General features: G+C 55.2%; 15 protein-coding genes. 7 read left to right on the top strand and 8 right to left on the bottom strand.

The window, feature by feature from the left end; translation table 11 throughout:
* Positions 1 to 8: 8 nt before the first annotated feature.
* Complete coding sequence (locus P0120_02170; protein MDF0673137.1) at positions 9 to 890, bottom strand: SUMF1/EgtB/PvdO family nonheme iron enzyme; 882 nt, start codon at positions 888 to 890, stop codon at positions 9 to 11.
* A complete protein-coding gene (locus tag P0120_02165; protein ID MDF0673136.1) occupies positions 890 to 1,636 on the bottom strand; it encodes an iron-containing redox enzyme family protein in 747 nt (248 codons plus the stop codon). Before P0120_02165 ends, P0120_02170 begins: the two co-directional genes overlap by 1 nt.
* A gap of 58 nt (positions 1,637 to 1,694) precedes the next feature.
* On the opposite strand from P0120_02165, the gene P0120_02160 reads away from it, so the two are divergent.
* Positions 1,695 to 1,979 carry a hypothetical protein gene (locus tag P0120_02160; GenBank protein MDF0673135.1) on the top strand — a complete coding sequence of 95 codons (285 nt, stop codon included), beginning with the start codon at positions 1,695 to 1,697 and terminating at the stop codon, positions 1,977 to 1,979.
* Positions 1,954 to 2,295 (top strand): DUF2007 domain-containing protein, encoded by a 342-nt coding sequence (locus tag P0120_02155; protein ID MDF0673134.1) that lies wholly within the window; start codon positions 1,954 to 1,956, stop codon positions 2,293 to 2,295. Before P0120_02160 ends, P0120_02155 begins: the two co-directional genes overlap by 26 nt.
* Before the next feature lie 28 nt (positions 2,296 to 2,323).
* Here P0120_02155 and P0120_02150 read toward each other — a convergent pair whose 3' ends face one another.
* On the bottom strand, positions 2,324 to 2,767 hold the full coding sequence (locus tag P0120_02150; GenBank protein MDF0673133.1) for a hypothetical protein: 444 nt from the start codon (positions 2,765 to 2,767) through the stop codon (positions 2,324 to 2,326).
* A 110-nt stretch (positions 2,768 to 2,877) separates the two neighbouring features.
* On the opposite strand from P0120_02150, the gene P0120_02145 reads away from it, so the two are divergent.
* On the top strand, positions 2,878 to 3,438 hold the full coding sequence (locus tag P0120_02145) for a hypothetical protein (GenBank protein ID MDF0673132.1): 561 nt from the start codon (positions 2,878 to 2,880) through the stop codon (positions 3,436 to 3,438).
* 29 nt (positions 3,439 to 3,467) lie between these two features.
* Here P0120_02145 and P0120_02140 read toward each other — a convergent pair whose 3' ends face one another.
* A complete protein-coding gene (locus P0120_02140) occupies positions 3,468 to 4,256 on the bottom strand; it encodes a hypothetical protein (GenBank protein MDF0673131.1) in 789 nt (262 codons plus the stop codon).
* A gap of 126 nt (positions 4,257 to 4,382) precedes the next feature.
* On the opposite strand from P0120_02140, the gene metH reads away from it, so the two are divergent.
* The gene (gene metH / locus P0120_02135) at positions 4,383 to 8,078 is read left to right on the top strand and encodes a methionine synthase (GenBank protein ID MDF0673130.1); all 3,696 of its coding nucleotides are present in this window, start codon (positions 4,383 to 4,385) and stop codon (positions 8,076 to 8,078) included.
* A gap of 91 nt (positions 8,079 to 8,169) precedes the next feature.
* Positions 8,170 to 9,561 (top strand): sigma-54 dependent transcriptional regulator, encoded by a 1,392-nt coding sequence (locus tag P0120_02130; protein MDF0673129.1) that lies wholly within the window; start codon positions 8,170 to 8,172, stop codon positions 9,559 to 9,561.
* Positions 9,562 to 9,769: 208 nt separating this feature from the next.
* Here P0120_02130 and P0120_02125 read toward each other — a convergent pair whose 3' ends face one another.
* Positions 9,770 to 11,548, bottom strand: a complete 1,779-nt coding sequence (locus tag P0120_02125) for a HAMP domain-containing sensor histidine kinase (GenBank protein ID MDF0673128.1) — start codon at positions 11,546 to 11,548, stop codon at positions 9,770 to 9,772.
* A gap of 32 nt (positions 11,549 to 11,580) precedes the next feature.
* Positions 11,581 to 12,354, bottom strand: coding sequence for an ABC transporter substrate binding protein (locus P0120_02120; protein MDF0673127.1), 774 nt, complete (start codon positions 12,352 to 12,354; stop codon positions 11,581 to 11,583).
* Between the two features lie 552 nt (positions 12,355 to 12,906).
* Here P0120_02120 and P0120_02115 point away from each other — a divergent pair.
* Positions 12,907 to 14,910, top strand: a complete 2,004-nt coding sequence (locus tag P0120_02115) for a multicopper oxidase domain-containing protein (protein MDF0673126.1) — start codon at positions 12,907 to 12,909, stop codon at positions 14,908 to 14,910.
* A gap of 5 nt (positions 14,911 to 14,915) precedes the next feature.
* Positions 14,916 to 17,117: a hypothetical protein gene (locus tag P0120_02110; GenBank protein ID MDF0673125.1), complete on the top strand. Its 2,202-nt coding sequence runs from the start codon at positions 14,916 to 14,918 to the stop codon at positions 17,115 to 17,117.
* Between the two features lie 356 nt (positions 17,118 to 17,473).
* On the opposite strand, the gene P0120_02105 is transcribed toward P0120_02110, so the two are convergent.
* Both P0120_02105 and P0120_02100 read right to left on the bottom strand, forming a co-directional pair.
* Positions 17,474 to 17,674 (bottom strand): hypothetical protein, encoded by a 201-nt coding sequence (locus tag P0120_02105; protein MDF0673124.1) that lies wholly within the window; start codon positions 17,672 to 17,674, stop codon positions 17,474 to 17,476.
* A 164-nt stretch (positions 17,675 to 17,838) separates the two neighbouring features.
* Positions 17,839 to 18,027: a hypothetical protein gene (locus tag P0120_02100; protein ID MDF0673123.1), complete on the bottom strand. Its 189-nt coding sequence runs from the start codon at positions 18,025 to 18,027 to the stop codon at positions 17,839 to 17,841.
* Positions 18,028 to 18,038: the final 11 nt, after the last annotated feature.

The raw sequence follows: 18,038 nt of genomic DNA, 5'->3' as shown, positions 1-18,038 counted from the left end.
GCCGCTGGTTAATACGCGTCTTTTGCGCAACGAAAGCCGGTGCCGCTCGGACGGCTGTCCATCGTGCCCCAATCGCGATCAGTTGTGCGGAGGCTGGCAGCCGGTTTGAGCCATGACCCGCCACGCATGGCTTTGATCGCACCGCGAATTGGACCCGTGGGATCTGTCAGTGGAGCATGCTTATAGTAATTCGGATCGTACCAATCTTGTACCCATTCTGCGGCATTGCCAGCCATCCCGTAGAGACCGTATGGGCTTATTCCTTGCGGAAAGCTGTCGACCGACATCGTCAGGACTTCTCCCAGTATGCCTTTCTCCTTGGCCAGATGAGCGCCCTCTCCTCTGACCCAGAAGGCATCCCAATCCGCTCCGCTATGGAACTCAATTGTCCGTTGCGCCCAGTAACTGGCGCTATTCGCCATGGTAAAGTCCCAGGTGTTCCCCCAGGGGTACCGCCGGCCATCGGTTCCGCGTGCGGCCTTTTCCCATTCCGCTTCGGTCGGGAGGCGTTTTCCGGCCCAACGGCAGTAGGCGTCGGCATCCTCCCAGCTTACATTGACGACGGGATGTTGTTCGATGCCCGGGATGGGTCGATCGTTCGTCCAGAGAGTTGCGGCTTGGCTTGCATTCGCAGGAGCGCGATGTCCCGTTGCTTGCACGAAGGCGGTATAGGCCTGGTTGGTCACCTCAAAACGGTCAAGAAAGTAGCCACTCAGGTAGACACGTCGTTCCGGACGTTCGTCAGGGAAGCCGTCGCTTCCCTCAGGACTCCCCATCGTGAACTCTCCGGGAGGAATCAGAGCCATGCCTGTCGTAATGTCAGCGCCGATAGCCGAAGGGGAATGGCTGATGGCAAGGAGGAGGACACAGGAGAGGAAGGATCGGGCCATTACGGAGCTTTGATACCACAAGCCCTGGCGACCGCATCGCGATAGTTCAGCCACAGCGACAAGCTCCTCTTTACACATGTGAGAACCGATTGCCGAAGCCCGGGCGCGGTGTAATTGACGACCATGTCATAGGCATCGTGCCGATGGCCTGCTTCGACCAGCTGGTGGGCTCGAATCAAGTCCATTCGGCTCGGCGAAACCCCATGATATCGGACCAAGGGATGAAGGCTGATGATGGATTCGATATCTTCCGGGCGTTTCTTCTCAGGAGGAGCGAGAATTTCCTTGCGATCCTTCACGCTGCCTTCAACGAATATGGTCAAGCTTGCAGCGGCCATCACCCAATGACGGTGGCGCGATATGTGCTCAAGCCAGGTGCGATAGGTTCGGGCGGCAGGCAACAGATGGTCACGTTCGAAATCCCGTCGGCGGAAGCCCAACCCTTCCATCATCGTCAAGAAAAGCTCGGGATGAGATTTTCCCAACGAGAGTCCTCCGGTTTCTTCCTCATAGATATTCTCAGCCAACATATGGCGGACTGAAAGCGGAGGGTTGGTTCCGAGGATCCGTGATAAGAAGACGGGAAAGTCTCGTACGTAGACGGCGTACTCGTGCTGAAAGTGGATTTTGAGCTGGGCTTTGCTGAGTCGGCCGGAAGAAAAATGTTCCCAAGCCCAGTGATGCTTATCGTCCATGATCCGCAGGAGCGCTTCAAGAAACGCGGATTTCTTCATGTGAATGGACACGATACCTTGCCTTCTCGGGTGAACCCTCGCTACAATTCGGAATACAGAGGAACAGCCGATGAATCCAATAACGATTCAGAATCCTGACGAAATCCTCAATATGCTGGCCGACGTGACCCTTCGTGGGGCTGGTTTTACGACCGAATCGTTGCTCGATTACGTGTTGGAAGAGGGATTTACCGAGCCGATTTTCCTCAATGCCAGCGGCGAAGATCCCACTGCGTTCTTCAAAGGCCAACCGAATGCATGGGCCATTTACCAGGTCCGTGAGTGGAAGCGCGTGCTCACCATCTCGGGAGGTCCGGGCCAGGAACGGCGTGCGCGAATTACGGAAACTCCGTAACTCGTATTCGAGTGTAAAGCGAGAGACGGCGAAGTGCAACCGATGGGCGATTTTTACGCGTGAACGATTGACCGGTGGATACCTCATGCGGATGATTCATCTCACCAACGCGCAGGACGTCGGCGAACTCGCGATGATCAAAAGCTTGCTCGATGGCAACCGCATCGCCTACGTCGTCCATGGAGAACATGTCAGCAGCCTCTATCCGGGTGTGCCCTACTTTGTCAGCCGCGTCATGGTCGACGTGTCCGATCAGGTTCGTGCCGAAGTGCTTCTGAGCCGACTCAGGCTCTCGATTCGCGAAGCCTCGGCCTAAATTTTCCGTTCAACGACGACGAGAGCCATCATTGCGGCTGAAGTTTGGGGTGAGGTTTATCCGCAGGGAAGTCGCCGGCGCGGCGCTCGCGTGATCCTTCGTACCATCCTCCCATCAGTATCCCTTCCTCGAAATAGAGATAGCGGTGACGGACAACCGCCGAGCTTTCCCAATCTTCGAAAATCCATTCCTCCTGCCGTATGCCGTCCTTGGTGAACGTGGTGTTGATCGTCTGCGGACCTCCCCAAGATTTCAGAACTTGTTCTTTGGTCATCCCCACCATGACACGGTGTTGTTCGATGTGTTTTTGGAAATCCGGATCGTCAAGCTGAACGACCATCGGCCATACCACCATCATGAGGACAAACAGCGCAAGCCCGGCATAAATGATCATTCTCACCGGGCGGCGACGAATGAACGACGGTTCTTCGGGCTGTGATTCTGGCGAAGCCGGCTGAAGGTCGGTGGTCATGATGTCACGCAGAAGCCGCGCATGCTAACAATGGAGTGTGATGGAGTCAAGGAACGGCCTGTTTTCAGTAATCAATTCCATATAACAGGCATCGCGATATACTTCCACCCATGTCCTATTGCGAATGCCGGACGATCGTTTCACTCTGTTTGATCGTTGCTGTCTTGGCCGCCTGGCAATGGGGCGCCGTCGAGGCCCGCGCCACCACTGTGTATTCCTACATCGACGATCAAGGGAACCCGGTCTTTACCGACTCGCCGGAGACGATTCCTGAAAAGTATCGCGCCAAGGTCAAGACACACGAACGTCCCGATTCGGCGAAAAAGTCGCCCTCGGTGGCGGACAGGGTGCGTGATACAGTCAAAGAACAGGTCAAGAGTCTCGGGTTTCAGGTGCCGTCGCTTCAACTCGACATGAAGAATTTCAGCTCGGCACAGTCACCCATTCTGACCTATGCCGTCATTGCGGCGATTGTCCTGCTGTTGATTATGTATTTCAGCAAGGACAGTCCCATGATCCGGTTGTTGGCCATGGGTCTGCTGATTGTCCTTGCGATCGGGACTCCCGTGCTCATGTATACGAGCGATGGTGGTCCGATGGACAACATGAAGAAAAAAGCCACTGCCTCGGGACAAGCTCAACAGGATCGTCTTCAGCAAGTTCCGCAGTGAGGCTCGCTCCGCACACAGAATTCTCTCGATCACTCCGAATATTTTGGAACTGGAATGGTCCTGGCGCGTGGCTTGGCAGGAGCAAGTTGCCGGTCGAGTTGGTCAGAGTAGGGATTGATGACTGGTTCATGGGTGTGCCGTTGTCGGAGGGTCACCAACTGCAGGCTCTGTGCGCTGATTTCCACGCGGTCTATCAATGCCTCGGTCGTCAATTGATCGGGAAGTCCTTGAAGCGAGAATAATTGGTAGCAAAGACTCCAATCGAGCTGTTCTTTTCCCTTCTCTCGCACGATGAAACGGGCATCAGACGAAGGGGAGCCTTTGAACAACAGCACCCACGTGTTTGATCGAAAGGCGGGGCTGGTCGGATCAGTTGAAGGACGAAATTCCGGAATCAAAGCCGGGAGCCGACTGATCGGCATTGCTTGGGAAAATTCGATGTCTACCAGCCGTACAGTCAGTGGTCGGTTGTCACTTTCATCATTCGGGTCGACCGTGTAGCCGAAGGAATAGCGGACATCGATGCCCTCACGCTTGAAGGTGTACACATCTTCGCCGTTTTCAGGCGACACGAGTTTGCTGAAGTACCTCAGCCAATCGTTGATCGGATAATAGGTGAAGACACGCAGCGCAGATTTTCGGTCCCGCACGGCCCCCGGCATGCCGAGCTTCTCATGGAGTTCTTTCTGAGTAAGTCCTAAAAAACCGTCTTCAAAATAGGGTGCAGCGAAGGCGAGAGAAGGTCTTGGGAAAAATAAGACAACGTAGAGCAGAGGGATCAATGCCGTGATTCGCAAGAGGACCGGAACATGTCTCATGTTTCATCGTAGTCAGAGCCCGAATTTTATGTCAAGGAAGGGTCGCACGCTTGCCCGATCTGAAGGCCTTCCAGTATGATCGCCAAATAGTAAATCGTAACTATCCCGGTGATCGATAGGGTGATTATGACGATATCGCATGAGAGTTCCATTGCGGCGCTTTTGCACGAACGCATCCTTATCCTTGACGGTGCCATGGGGACAATGATCCAGCAGCGAAAGCTGGATGAGGCTGCCTTTCGGGGACAGCAGTTCAAGGACTGGTCGAAGGATCTCAAAGGCCATAACGATCTGTTGAATGTCTCACAGCCGGCTATCATCGAAGAGATTCATCGACAGTATCTTGAAGCCGGTGCGGACATCATTGAAACCAATACGTTCAATTCGCAGGCGATTTCGCTCGCCGATTACAAGATGGAGACCCTGGGCTATGAACTGTCCAAGGCCGGGGCAGAATGTGCCAAGCGAGCGGTGGGGGCGGTACAGAAGGCGCAGCCAGGACGGCGATGTTTTGTCGCCGGGGCGATCGGACCGACGACAAAGACCTCGTCGATTTCCACCGATGTCAACAGCCCCGCAGCTCGCGGGACGACCTATGAAGAGCTGGTCAAGGCCTATGGCGAGCAAGTTCAGGGCTTGCTCGACGGCGGCGTCGATCTTCTGCTGGTGGAGACGATCTTCGACACCTTGAATGCGAAGGCCGCATTCTTTGCGATCCAGCAGACGTTCGCGTCCGGCGCGCGCCAAGTTCCGATCATGGCGTCGGTCACGTTTATTCAAGCCGGCAGCAATCGTGGAGTGACAGGCCAGACAGTCGAAGCGTTTTGGAATTCCATCTCCCATGTGCCGCTGCTAAGCGTAGGGATGAACTGTGCGCTCGGTCCGAAAGAAATGCGTCCGCTGATCGAAGAATTGTCGCAGCTCGCACCGATCTACATCAGCGCCCATCCCAATGCCGGCCTGCCGAATCCGTTGTTGCCGACCGGGTTTCCTGAGACGCCGGAATCCTTAGCGCCTCAACTACGCGAATGGGCGGAACGCGGATGGTTGAACATCGTCGGCGGTTGTTGCGGCACGATGCCGGCACATATCAAGCGCATTGCCGAAGCCGTGAGCGGGGTGAAACCGCATGTCCTGTCGATAGTCGAGCCATACACACGCTTGAGCGGTCTTGAAGCCGTGACCATCCGACCCGACTCGAACTTCGTCAATATCGGCGAACGGACGAACGTGACCGGCTCACCGGCCTTTGCGAAGCTGATTCTGGCCGGCGATTATGAGGCGGCATTGTCGGTGGCGCGGCAACAGGTCGAGGGGGGCGCCCAAATTGTCGATGTGAACATGGACGAGGGGATGCTGGACTCCAAGGCTGCGATGGAGAAGTTTCTTCGCCTTGTTGCGTCGGAGCCGGATATCTGCAAAGTGCCTCTCATGGTGGACAGTTCCAAGTGGGAGGTGCTGGAGACCGGCCTCAGAAATATTCAAGGCAAGGCCGTCGTCAACAGCATCAGTCTCAAGGAGGGCGAACAGAAATTCATCGACCAGGCGGCGCTCGTCCGTCGCTACGGCGCCGCGGTTGTTGTCATGGCCTTCGACGAGAAGGGGCAGGCCGACACGCTGGAACGAAAGAAAGAGATCTGTGCCCGCTCATACAAGATCCTCACAGAGCAAGTCGGCTTTCCCCCGCAAGACATCATCTTCGATCCAAACATTTTGACCGTCGCAACGGGGATTGAGGAGCACAACAATTACGCCGTCAATTTCATCGAAGCGACGCGATGGATCAAACAGAATCTGCCGGGTGCGAAGGTCAGCGGGGGTATCAGCAATATTTCTTTTTCGTTCCGAGGGAACAATGTGGTTCGAGAAGCCATGCACGCGGCCTTCTTGTATCACGCCATCAAGGCCGGTCTCGATATGGGCATTGTGAATGCGGGACAGCTGGCTGTTTACGAGGAAGTGCCCAAAGACTTGCTCGAGCTTGTCGAGGATGTATTGCTCAACCGACGGCCGGACGCCACCGAACGTCTGGTGACGTTCGCGGAAACCGTGAAGGCGAAGGGGAAAGCGGTTGTCAAGGACGATGAATGGCGCAAAGGGACGGTTGAAGAACGGTTGTCCCATGCGCTCATCAAGGGCATCACGGACTACATCGATCAGGATACGGAGGAGGCGCGACAAAAATATTCCAAGCCTTTGGAAGTGATCGAGGGACCGTTGATGGCCGGCATGAATGTCGTCGGTGACCTGTTCGGCTCAGGCAAGATGTTCTTGCCGCAGGTCGTTAAGAGTGCCCGCGTGATGAAGAAGGCTGTGGCCTATCTCATGCCCTTCATGGAAGAAGAGAAGAAGCGGTCCGGCAACTTCCAGGCGCAGGGGAAGGTCTTGCTCGCGACCGTCAAAGGTGATGTCCATGACATCGGAAAAAACATCGTCGGAGTCGTGCTTGGCTGCAACAACTATGAAGTCATCGATCTGGGCGTGATGGTACCCTGCGAGAAGATTCTGGCCGCTGCTCGAGAGAACAAACCGGACATCATCGGCTTGAGCGGGCTCATTACTCCTTCATTGGACGAGATGGTCCATGTGGCCAAGGAAATGACGCGCGAGGGTTTCGACCTGCCGCTCTTGATCGGTGGTGCCACCACCAGCAAGGCTCATACGGCCGTCAAGATCGCACCCTCCTACCAGCCGGGCGTGGTCCACGTATTGGACGCCTCACGTGCAGTGGGTGTCGTGGGAAGTCTGGTCAGCCATACGCAGAAGCAAGGCTTCGTCAAGCAAGTGAGGGACGACTATGAGCGCGTGAGACAGTCGCACCAGGATCGCGGTGCGAAGCCGCTCATCTCGATCACTCAAGCGCGCGCCAATCGGTTCAGACCGGATTGGGAGAGGATTGATATTCCCACACCGGCGTCACTAGGCGCTCGGACGATTTCCGATCAATCGTTGGTCGAACTGATTCCTTATATCGACTGGTCACCCTTCTTCCACACGTGGGAATTGAGAGGACGCTATCCGACGATTTTTGATGATCCAACCGTGGGACCGAAAGCGAAGGAACTGTACGACGATGCACGACGTCTCCTCGATGAGATCGTCCAGAAGCGACAGCTCAAAGCCAAGGGGGTCTATGGATTCTTCCCCGCAGCGACTGTCGGTGACGACATTGAACTCTACTTGGAGCTGTCCAGAAAAACCGTACTCACGACGACCCATCATCTTCGTCAGCAATCAGAGAAGCCGGCGGGCCAGCCCAATCTTTCGCTGGCCGATTATGTTGCGCCGAAAGAATCGGGTCGGCAGGATTACATCGGAGCGTTCGCCGTCACAGCCGGTCTTGGATTGGATGAACTGTGCAAACGATTTGATAAAGACCATGACGACTATAATTCGATCATGGCCAAGGCTCTTGCCGATCGGCTGGCTGAAGCTTTCGCCGAGTTTCTCCATAAACGGGTCAGAGAAGAATGGGGATACGGCAAGAATGAACAGCTCACGAATGACGATCTGATCCGGGAACGATACCGTGGAATCCGTCCAGCGCCGGGATATCCGGCCTGTCCGGACCACACAGAGAAAAAACTGCTGTTTGATCTCCTGGAAGTTGAGAAAAATACCGGTATCACATTGACGGAAAGTTTTGCGATGTTGCCGGCTGCGGCCGTGAGTGGATTCTATTTCGCCCATCCGGACGCCAAGTACTTTGCCGTGGGTAAAATCGGGAAAGATCAGGTCGAAGACTATGCCCGCCGAAAGGGAATGGATCTCCGCACCGTCGAACGCTGGCTCTCGCCCAATTTGAATTACGAGCCTCAATGATGTTTGCTTGAGGCCGGTAACCAGCGCACTTTCGCTTCAGTCCCGTCTTCCACTACAATTACCAGTCACGAATCCTCCCTCAGGGTGTCTGATGCAGGCACGTATCCTCATTGTCGATGATGATCAAGATATTCTCAACGCCCTCAAGAAGCGTTTGACCTGGATGGGGCATGAGGTGCTCACGGCCGAGGATGGCGAACGGGCGCTCAGACTGGCGACGGAGGAGGCTCCTGATCTGATGCTGCTCGACATCGAATTGCCGGATCTCAGCGGACTCGATGTCCTCAAACAGCTTGCTGAGAAACGTTCCGGCATTCCACCTCAGATTGTCCCGGAAGTGATCGTCATCACGGCGTTCGGGACGATCGATCGGGCTGTGGAGGCGATGCGGCTTGGGGCGTGCGATTTTCTGACGAAGCCGTTTGAGCCCGATTACCTCTCCATCGTGATTGAGAAGGCCACGGCACAGATGGCTCTCACGCGTCAGATTGGTCTCCTACAAACGGAAGTGGGAGGACGGTATGAGCATGTGATCGGACAGAGCCCACGCATGATTGAACTACTTGAGACAGCGCGGCGAGTAGCCGACTCTTCCGCCACGGTGCTGTTACTGGGTGAAACAGGGGTGGGCAAAGAGGTGATAGCACGCGCGCTGCATCGGTGGAGCCCACGAGCCTCGAAGCCGTTTGTCGTCGTGCACTGCGGGGCTTTACCCGAGAGCTTATTGGAAAACGAGCTATTCGGACACGAGAAAGGCGCCTACACCGGAGCGGTGAGGCGCGAACCGGGCAAAATCGAATCAGCGGAAGGCGGCACCGTGTTTCTCGATGAGATCGGCGACATGCCGGCGGGACTTCAGACCCGTCTGCTTCGCCTGCTGCAGGATCAGGAATTCTACCGTGTCGGCGGCGTTCAACCCATACGCACCAATGTGCGTTTTGTCGCGGCGACGAACAAGGATCTGAAAGAGGCCATTCAGGAGGGACTGTTCCGGCAGGATTTGTTCTATCGCCTGAATGTCATCTCGCTTACGTTGCCTCCTTTGCGGAAACGACCGGAGGATCTGCCGGGATTGGTGGATCATTTTGTTCGGCGACATGGGGCTACCATGGGTCGTCGTCCTTTCGCGGTGAGCGAAGATGCCCTGGAGCTGATTCGCGAGTATCACTGGCCTGGAAACGTGCGTGAGTTGGAAAACGTTCTGGTGCGGGCCATCGCACTCTGCCCCGATGACTGTATTGAACCGGAACATCTCGGGATCAAGGTCAGGCGAAAGCTGCCGGTGGAAGCGGACTTTGCGGAAGACGATAGTCTGAACTACCATGCGGTGATGGAGCAGTACAGCCGGAAAGTTATTGAGGAAGGGTTGCGCCGAGCGGGATGGAATCAAACCAAGGCAGCCGAACTTCTCGGGCTGCAACGCACCTATCTAACGAGGCTCATCAGGCAGAGAGGTGTATCTGCCAAGCCTCCTTCCATATAACTGCGCAGAGAGCTGCTGAGACCTTTTCTTCTAAAGTCATTTCACCCCCCTATGACCGTGCTTCGACAAGCTCAGCACGAACGAGAAGTAAGATGTTTTTAGCGGCATATCCGATCGCCCTGAGCCGGTCGAAGGGTGAACGGAGGGGTTCTCTGCAACCTGCTAGAATGTGATGTTCTCAAATTGACGGTTATGCAACGCTGAGAATTTAGGCAAGTTGATGGTCTGATGGGAGCTCTGCCGAGGCCAATCGTGGCGGTGTGACCGCGTGCAGCGTAAACGAAAAACAGCTGCCTCGGTTCAGTTTTGTCTCAACCCACAGGCGCCCTTGATGCAGCTCGACCAATAACTTGGCGATGCCCAGTCCAAGCCCTGCTCCCTTGGTCCGCTTGCGTATGGTGGGCGCGCGATAGAACGGCTGGAAAATCTTGTCCGCATCTTCCGGGGCGATGCCGGGCCCGACATCGCACACGGAGACCCGGATTTCATCGGCGAATATTCTCGTGACGGTCAGATCGACGATCGTGTCTACCGGTGCGAATTTGACCGCATTGTGGAGGAGATTGAGGAGGATCTGTCGCAATTTGTCGGGGTCGGCACGGACCAGGGGCAGATCGGACGGGAGCGAGATCGCGAAGCTCACGCGGCGTTCGGAACTGAAGGGGCGAAGCTCTTCGACGGTTTTGGAGATCACGTTCCCGAGCGCCACCGGTTCCAAGCGGACAGTGGTTCGGCCCATCTCGATTTGGGAGAGATCCAGCAGGTCATCGATCAAGGTCCGAAGGCGTGAGAGGTTGGCTTCCACGCGCACAAGCGATCGTCGCTGATCGTCGGTGACGGCTCCATCTATCCCATCCCGCAGATTGGCCAGGTCGACTTTCATCGACGTCAAAGGCGTACGCAATTCGTGTGAGGCCGTGGAGACGAAAATCGACTTGCGTCGGTCGAGCTCCCGCAGTTTGACGTTGGCGGCGGCAAGCTCCATTGTGCGGGTTTCAACGCGGTCTTCCAGGGTGTGAGTCAGTTCGCGCAACTCGTGCTCGCGGGATTGCAACGTCGCGGTCATGGTGTTGAAGACCTGTATCAGGGTTCCGATTTCATCGTGTGTGCGTATGGCCAGAGTCGGTACCGGTTCCCCATCGGCAAGTTTGGTCGCTGCGGCGGTGAGCCCTTGCAATGGAATGGTAATTCGGCGCGCCAGCAGGGCGATGATACCTAATACCCCTGCCAGTGTGCTCAGCCTAATGAGCATCGTTTGCCACAACAACCGACGCAGGACATGCTGAAGGTCTGACGTCGAAAGCCCGATCTGCACAAGTGCGGGAGCCACAGACTGAAGAACGGCGGGGCCTTCCGGCATATCCGACTGCTCCTCCAGCGTGAGGTGCAGGGCAGGATCCCATACGGTTGCGCGAGGGTGACGCGGCATCTGGACCAGCAGGTCGTAAAAGATCGGGAGGTCCGAACCTCCCATGAGGCTCAGCAATTCTCCCGGGGTAAATTCGATGGTCGATCGAAGAACCGGTCCGGTGCCGGCGAGCCAAATCCCGGTGACGAGCGGCTCGTTCATAGCGGCGGCGAGCCGGCGGGGCTGGACCAATTTCGTCACCGAAAACTGGTGCTTGCCTGCCGGTTGAGCGAAAAATTGCTGTTGCCACTCGTCTTTTCCCGAGCCGGCTTGGAGCTCACCGCCCCAAGACACGATCGCCACATACGCCACCGGTCTGACGACGAGAATCTCCTGGATGAGTTGATCCAGCCGATGGGTATCGCCGGCAACGATACTGAATCGCCCCATGCCTGCCAGATGTTGCGCGAGCAGCGTTCCACTTTGCACCAAGTTTTCAGCAGCCGATCGCACTTGTTGTTGGATAAACAACCAGCCTAACAAGAGGCCGGCGGCAACCAGAATGGAGGCCGTACTGAGGGTGAGCTTCGCTCCGAGCGTGATCGAGAATGGTAGGGATGTCTGTGCCGGTTCAACCATAGCCGTATCAACCGTTGGGAAAGCCATGCTGTCTAGGGGATCAAATCGGAATGGCCCTCTTGGCCCGATTCTTGGGCCGGTGCTCCCGGCCCTTCGAACAGGTGACCGGCCATACCTATCACCTCTGGGGGCAGAGCGAGGCCGACGTGCTCTGCGGAGTTCAAGTTCAGCGCCAATTGAGAGCTCTTGGGAGTCTGGAGCACACCGACTAACGCGTGTTGTCCGCTAAGACGAGCGAGCGCAATATGAGCCGCCTGCTGTCCCACTGCTTGGCGCTGAACTGCGACCGCGAGGAGCTCCAACCCCTGTTGTTCGGCTGCCCGATGTGCCTGACGGATAAAGTCACCGTTTCGCTCTTCGTCATAGAGAACCCCGACGCGATTGCGATTCGGTATGACGGCGCGAAGCGCCGCGAGTTGTGTCGCTGCAGGCAGCTGGACAGCAATTCCTATCATGTTAGGGGCAGGGAGCCCATGGGCTTCCGGGTTGAGCACCATGCAGAACACCACCGGCTGATCGAAAATCTCCAGCTTGGCGGCCATCGCAGCCTTCAGACCGACGGGGAAGATCAAATCGGGGGGAGAGGCTCGCAAAGACTTGGCGATTTGCCGTCCTTCTGCAAGTTGGCCGTTGAGGTTATATTCCTTGATCGATGTGGTTGCAGGGAGTCCCGCCTTAAACCCGACCACGGGTTGTTCAGAGTATAGGAGACCGGCCGATTTGAGGACGGCAATTTCTGTGGCGCCCGCGGTGCCGGATAGGCTTGTGAACAAGAAGAGAGAGAGAACGAAGAAAGTTGGCCGCATGAAGGGCCTTCCCCTAGGCAACCGCCGGGCTATGTTAGCCGATTTTCCATGACGATTACGAATATTTTCTAGTGCCCTTTCTTTCTCGCACTCTCTATACACAAGCCTCCTGTCCTGATGACGTGAATCGAATTAGATACTGAATCTATTTAGATACATTTTCTTGATGAGGTGTGTTTACCCTCGTTGGAAGTGACCAGCCCATTGACTACTTAGTGCCTCAGAGAGCTTTTCCCATCGCGTCTACGTTCACTTTTTGCAATTCATGCATTGAGGGAAGGCGCTCCCAGTTCAACTGAAGATTCCTGGAATGAAACTGGCATCGTATCGACGCCGATCAATCAACCTCAGGATCGAATCAGGATAGACAAGCCCCCCATTGGTCATCACTTCAAGCAACAAGGTTTCTGAATGACTTTTGCGCTGACCCATCGTGCGGTTCAGCGTCAGCGATAAGCCGGGTCACTGATTTGATGTGGGCGACGCTTGAGAGCTTAAAGTTTATTTGCAATATCATGCGGATCGTTGGTCATAACACTAGGGAGATGTACTATGGCGCAAGATGTATCGGGCAGTTTTGCGAAAAACGTGATGTGTAGCAGTTGGAAAACATGTCTCGCCGGGGTCTTGGGGATCATGCTGTGCCTGTCCGGCAACGAATCGGCGCAGGCCACAACGGGAGTTGGGCCGTATGAGGTTCCGCAGGTGCTCGACGGTAACCCCGATCCCAACATCGTCGAGACATATATTGTGGCAGACGAGGCAACTGTCAATATTGGCAATGGGGTGACGGCGAACGCGATGGCGTTTAAGAGCTGTTCAAACGCTGGCTTAACCAATTGTACTCAGGCCGCCATACCTGGTCCGGAGTTTCGGCTCAAGGTAGGAAACCGGGTCATCGTGCATTTTGTGAATAACCTCAATAAGTCAGGTTTGACGCCAGAGGCGAATGTGTCAGGTATTCACTGGCATGGCATCGAGTTGAACAATCAAAGCGATGGCACGGAAGTGACACAGCATGCAGTGGCTCCAGGGGGTACGTTCGATTACGATTTCATCGTCAGCCGGCCGGGGATCTTCTGGTACCACCCCCATCACCACTCGTCGACTAACCAAGTGGCCAAAGGGCTCTACGGGTCGATCATTATTGAAGATAATAAGGGATATGAGCAAGGCCTCCGGGGTGGGGTCATCCCATCGGCAGATCAAACCAAGACGCTGGTGCTCAGCGACATCACGGTCTGTAAAGCTGCTGGGTACAACCCGGCCACTTATGCTGACGGTCTGCCGCACGTCAGTGGCATAGACTCGACTGGCTTGAACAAGTGGCAGATCAACTACTCAAATCATGATTTGACTCAATCCCCCAGCATTCTCTGCGAGGACTATCCGCTTAATGCAAATGGAGTGTATACACCGTATTTATACGGTGCCGGAGACGTTCCGAACATTCAATCTCCCAGTTTGACTGGTCGTATGAGTGAAGGGTTTACGGTCCTGACCAACGGCGTCAATGTCGGTGGGAGGAGCCTGACGATTGATGAGTCAGGCGTATGGACCGTAGGTGATCTTGATAGCGACGCGAAGACGCTTGACGTCAAGGCCGGTCAGGGACTGCGGCTGCAGATTGTGAATCCCTCGCCGGTCCGGTACATGCGTCTTCGGTTGACGGCTGGCAGCGGTGCTGGGACGACGCAAATCAATCTGGTTCGAATCGGTGGACAAGGGGGGCTGCTCAACAACGCGATTGTGGAGGGGGGCACTGTGAGTGGTTTCGATACGAAATATGGGCAGGGCGAAATTCTGGTTCCGCCCGCAGGTCGTGCGGATGTGGTGGCGGCAATTCCGCCGGACGCCTCGGGCGTGCTCACCCTCTGGCAGCAGGATTATCAGCGAGTGCTCGACACATGGTCGTGGACTCCGACGGTGCCGGTGATGCATCTGAACGTGATTGATTCTTTGAACCCTGCGTACTCCATTTGGGCCGGTAGGGCTCTGCTTGCGGGCACTGGGGGGGCTGTCCTGCCGCTCGATACATTAACGGGTAATCTTGACCTTAAAGGCAGTGAAAACGGGTCAACGAATCCAGATATCCAGCTGACGTTCTGGGCCAACAGCGGTGCGTTTGAGGGGTCTATTGACGGGGTTCCGATGCCGCGTGACTTCACAGGCCTCGGGAAAGATGGTATGCAAAGCTCCGGCAATCCTTTTTATCTGGCATCAGCCCGTCATGCAGCCCTCGCCAATACGATGGAGCTGATGGTGACCAATACGACGGGGGCGCACCATCCGTTTCATTTGCACGGGTTTTCGTTTCAGCCGAAGAGCCTGACATCCTCAATAGGAGGAGGATCCTACAGCTTCCCGTATAATGAGTTTCTGGACATCCTGGATGTGCCTGCGTTTTCTACCCTCACGTTCCGGGTCTCCTTGGTCGACCGGCCGACGATGAACAAGTCTGCAGGGGGAGGGCTGGGTCGGTGGCTGTTCCATTGCCACATCCTTCCTCATGCCACGTTCGGCATGATGTCGGAGCTTCACGTCCACAAGAAGTAGAATTCATGGAAACGAAGGTCCTGTGTGAACAGCAGCTGTTCACACAGGGCAAAACCGTAAAGGAAGGCGTTATGAACATGCGACTGCTCTTATTGGCGATACTCAGTATGCTGGTGGGATGGGGAACGGCCGGCGTGGCCCAAGCAGCACCGACCATCACATTCGAGGCCGGAGACAGACCGGGAAACTTTTTTACCTGTTCGAACACTGCCAACTCGGCATCAATCGGGTGTGTGCCGCGAGTCGCAGCCCTCAACACACTTGAACAGCGATCCCTCGCCGTCATTGCCCCTGGAGAAACGGTGGGGTTTTCCTCGGTGGGCGGAGAAGCCAGCACGATCCATACGGCGTTGAGCTTGCTGTGGCCCACGGGTGCCACACACGATAAGGACATACCATTTTCACCTTCCCACCCATTCAAGACCGCTATCGATTTTCTCCACCCGGTAACGGATGGGAAAAACGAAGTGCAATTGAATACGCCAGGCCTGTATGTCTTCATCTGTGACATCCATGTCTACATGTTTGCGACCGTCATCGTGGATGATCCCGCTACGACATTGGATGACCCGAATAATGTCTTGCAGCAAATAGGCTTGGGGCCCATAGGATTGGATCTCGGTAAAACGATTACGCTGGTGAACGGCATTGAGATTCCGACAGCCAGCGATTTGGCGCTTCGCCTGGTGAAAACCGACTTCATGATCACGAACCCGGGTAATTGGAAGGATTACAATAGCTCCAACTGGCAACCAAAGTATCCTCCTGTCCCGGTGATTGCGTACGCTGCGAGGCCGAATCCGAATAGTCCTCCACCTAAGGTCCCGGTTCCGAATCTCAATACGCTCCTGCAGTCGGCCCCAGTCAATCCAAAGACTCAATTGCATAACCCAACCACACCAGCGGTGGGTGAAATCTGGGTTAACACCCAGTTTGAATTGACGGCGGGGAAGTCGAAGCCGGGGATGGCGACGGCTGTCAACGGAACGGATTGGACGCTCACGAAGAAGATTGCACTCCCAGCGCGCAATATGAACCATCCTCACAACATGTGGACGGATAAAAATCAAGAAGTCATCTATCAGACCCAATGGTTCGACGAGAGATTGGCGGTGTTTGATAGAACGACCGGCGCGTTCATCCGTGAACTGAACGCGGGGCCCGCTCCCTCACATGTGATGACGAGAACTAACAACGATCTCGTGCATGTGGCACAGAACGGTGGCAATAACGTGCGGGAGTTTGACACGCTCGCAAATAAGAATGTCTTCATTACTGACATCCCGATGAGAAACGACATGTTGGTTCCAGACGGAGACATTGTTCACTCCACGCATCCTCATGGGCATTGGATGAGCGCTGACGGAAACAAAATGGTGACGCCCAATGAAAATGTGGGCACCTCAACGGTGTATAATTTTCCAGGCGGGGCAATCGAGAAAACAATTAATACGGGAGCTGTCCCAATTGCCACGGGCATGATGCCGGATTCGAGCAAATATTATGTGGCCAATTTTCTTGATAACACCATATCGGTTATAGATATGGCCACTAACATGGAGATTAAGAAGATTAATTTGATCGAAAAGTACGATCCAGTTGGAGGTTGCCCTGGCGGCCCATTGTACCAAGCGCCAGGGGTACCGGGTCGTGATTGTTCGTTTGTCGGCGCCCTACCGATTCAGACGCCTGTCAGTCCGGAGGGAACCAATATGGTGACGGCCAATACCTTGACCGCCACCATTACGGTGGTCGATACCCGGCATAAACTGCCGAACGGTAGTGTCAATCAAAAGGAAGACACGGTCGTGAAAACGTTGGATTGTGATCCAGGTTGCCATGGTGTGCAATATGGCGCCAAGGCAGGGGGCGGGTACTACGCCTATGTTGCCAATAAGTTCAGCAACGCGATGATCGTCGTGGATCCGGATCCCAATGGGGACGGCGATCCGAGTGATGCTGTGGTAGTCGGGCGCGTGTTGCTAGCTGGATCGGCGTCGGCTGTCCAGGACGATACGGTAATCGGCAATAAGGGCATGGGCGGGCAGGGTGTCCTGGCGGTTCCGGTTGCCTACAACGGCTGGGTGCAGCAATGGGTGCAAAACTGCAACACCAAGGACTGTAAAACCTGGAAAGGCCAGCTGACTGACGCGCAGAAAAATCCAGGGACGGTCCCTAACCAGAAACCTGGTAAAGGGAACCACTAATAAGTAGAAACGGCAATCTCGTATAGTTGCACAATGAAGGCCCGGTGACGATGGCTAGTCGCCATCGTCACCGGGTTTTGTTTTTCACCACTCGACAGTTGCTGAAACAAGAAGCCATACCTTCAGGTTTCGGGTTTTTGGTTTCGCATGCCGTGAAACTTTGAACATGAAACCTGAGACCCCGGATCACAGCGCTTCACGAACGATGATGTTAGGGTCTGATGGCAATTGAGGAAGATAAGGGTCAGATCTTGTTCTGCGCATCACCAAGGCATGAGGCTACTGACATGATGCACATGTTAAGATGTGACCCACGTCAGCGAGAATTCCAGACAAGCTCAACTCAAAAGCGAGCCTTACGACAGGACTTTGATCGGAAGCATCTGTGTTGGCACTTCCGTCAAGGCAAGCAGTCGCTGATCGTTCGTCAATAGTGCTGTGGCGGCAACGATCGCATCGGGAAGCTTCAGGCCATATCGTTTTCGAAGATCCACTGAGTGATTTTTGATTGCCTGGGTCAATTCCCGCACAGCGATATCCGCAAAGAACGCTCGCACTCGCTGTTCTTCTGATGAAACCAGCCCGGCTAGGCCAAGAGCCCCAACTCAGAGATCACCGAAATGGTATGAGGTCAGGCAGGAAGCGGCTCGGCAAGGCGACCACCGAGAAAATAGAGAATGATATTGGTATCGCGAACAAAGCGGATCACGGTCAGGTCCACTCATCTCGTAATGCGACGCTGGTAGACGACAGGATCTTCCGCCAAGTGGATCACGCCCTCATGGCGCTGAAGCTGCGCGCTCCCATCGGCACCGCTTGTCATTCCTAACTGTTGTTCGATGCGCAACCATTCCTCATAGGGAATCAGAACTCCGACTGGACGCCCTTGTTCATCGGTTCCAAAACCCAACCGTAGCTCTG

The sequence above is a fragment of the Nitrospira sp. genome (genome assembly GCA_029194675.1).
Classification (GTDB): Bacteria; Nitrospirota; Nitrospiria; order Nitrospirales; family Nitrospiraceae; genus Nitrospira_D.
This window is presented reverse-complemented; position numbering and strand designations above follow the sequence as displayed.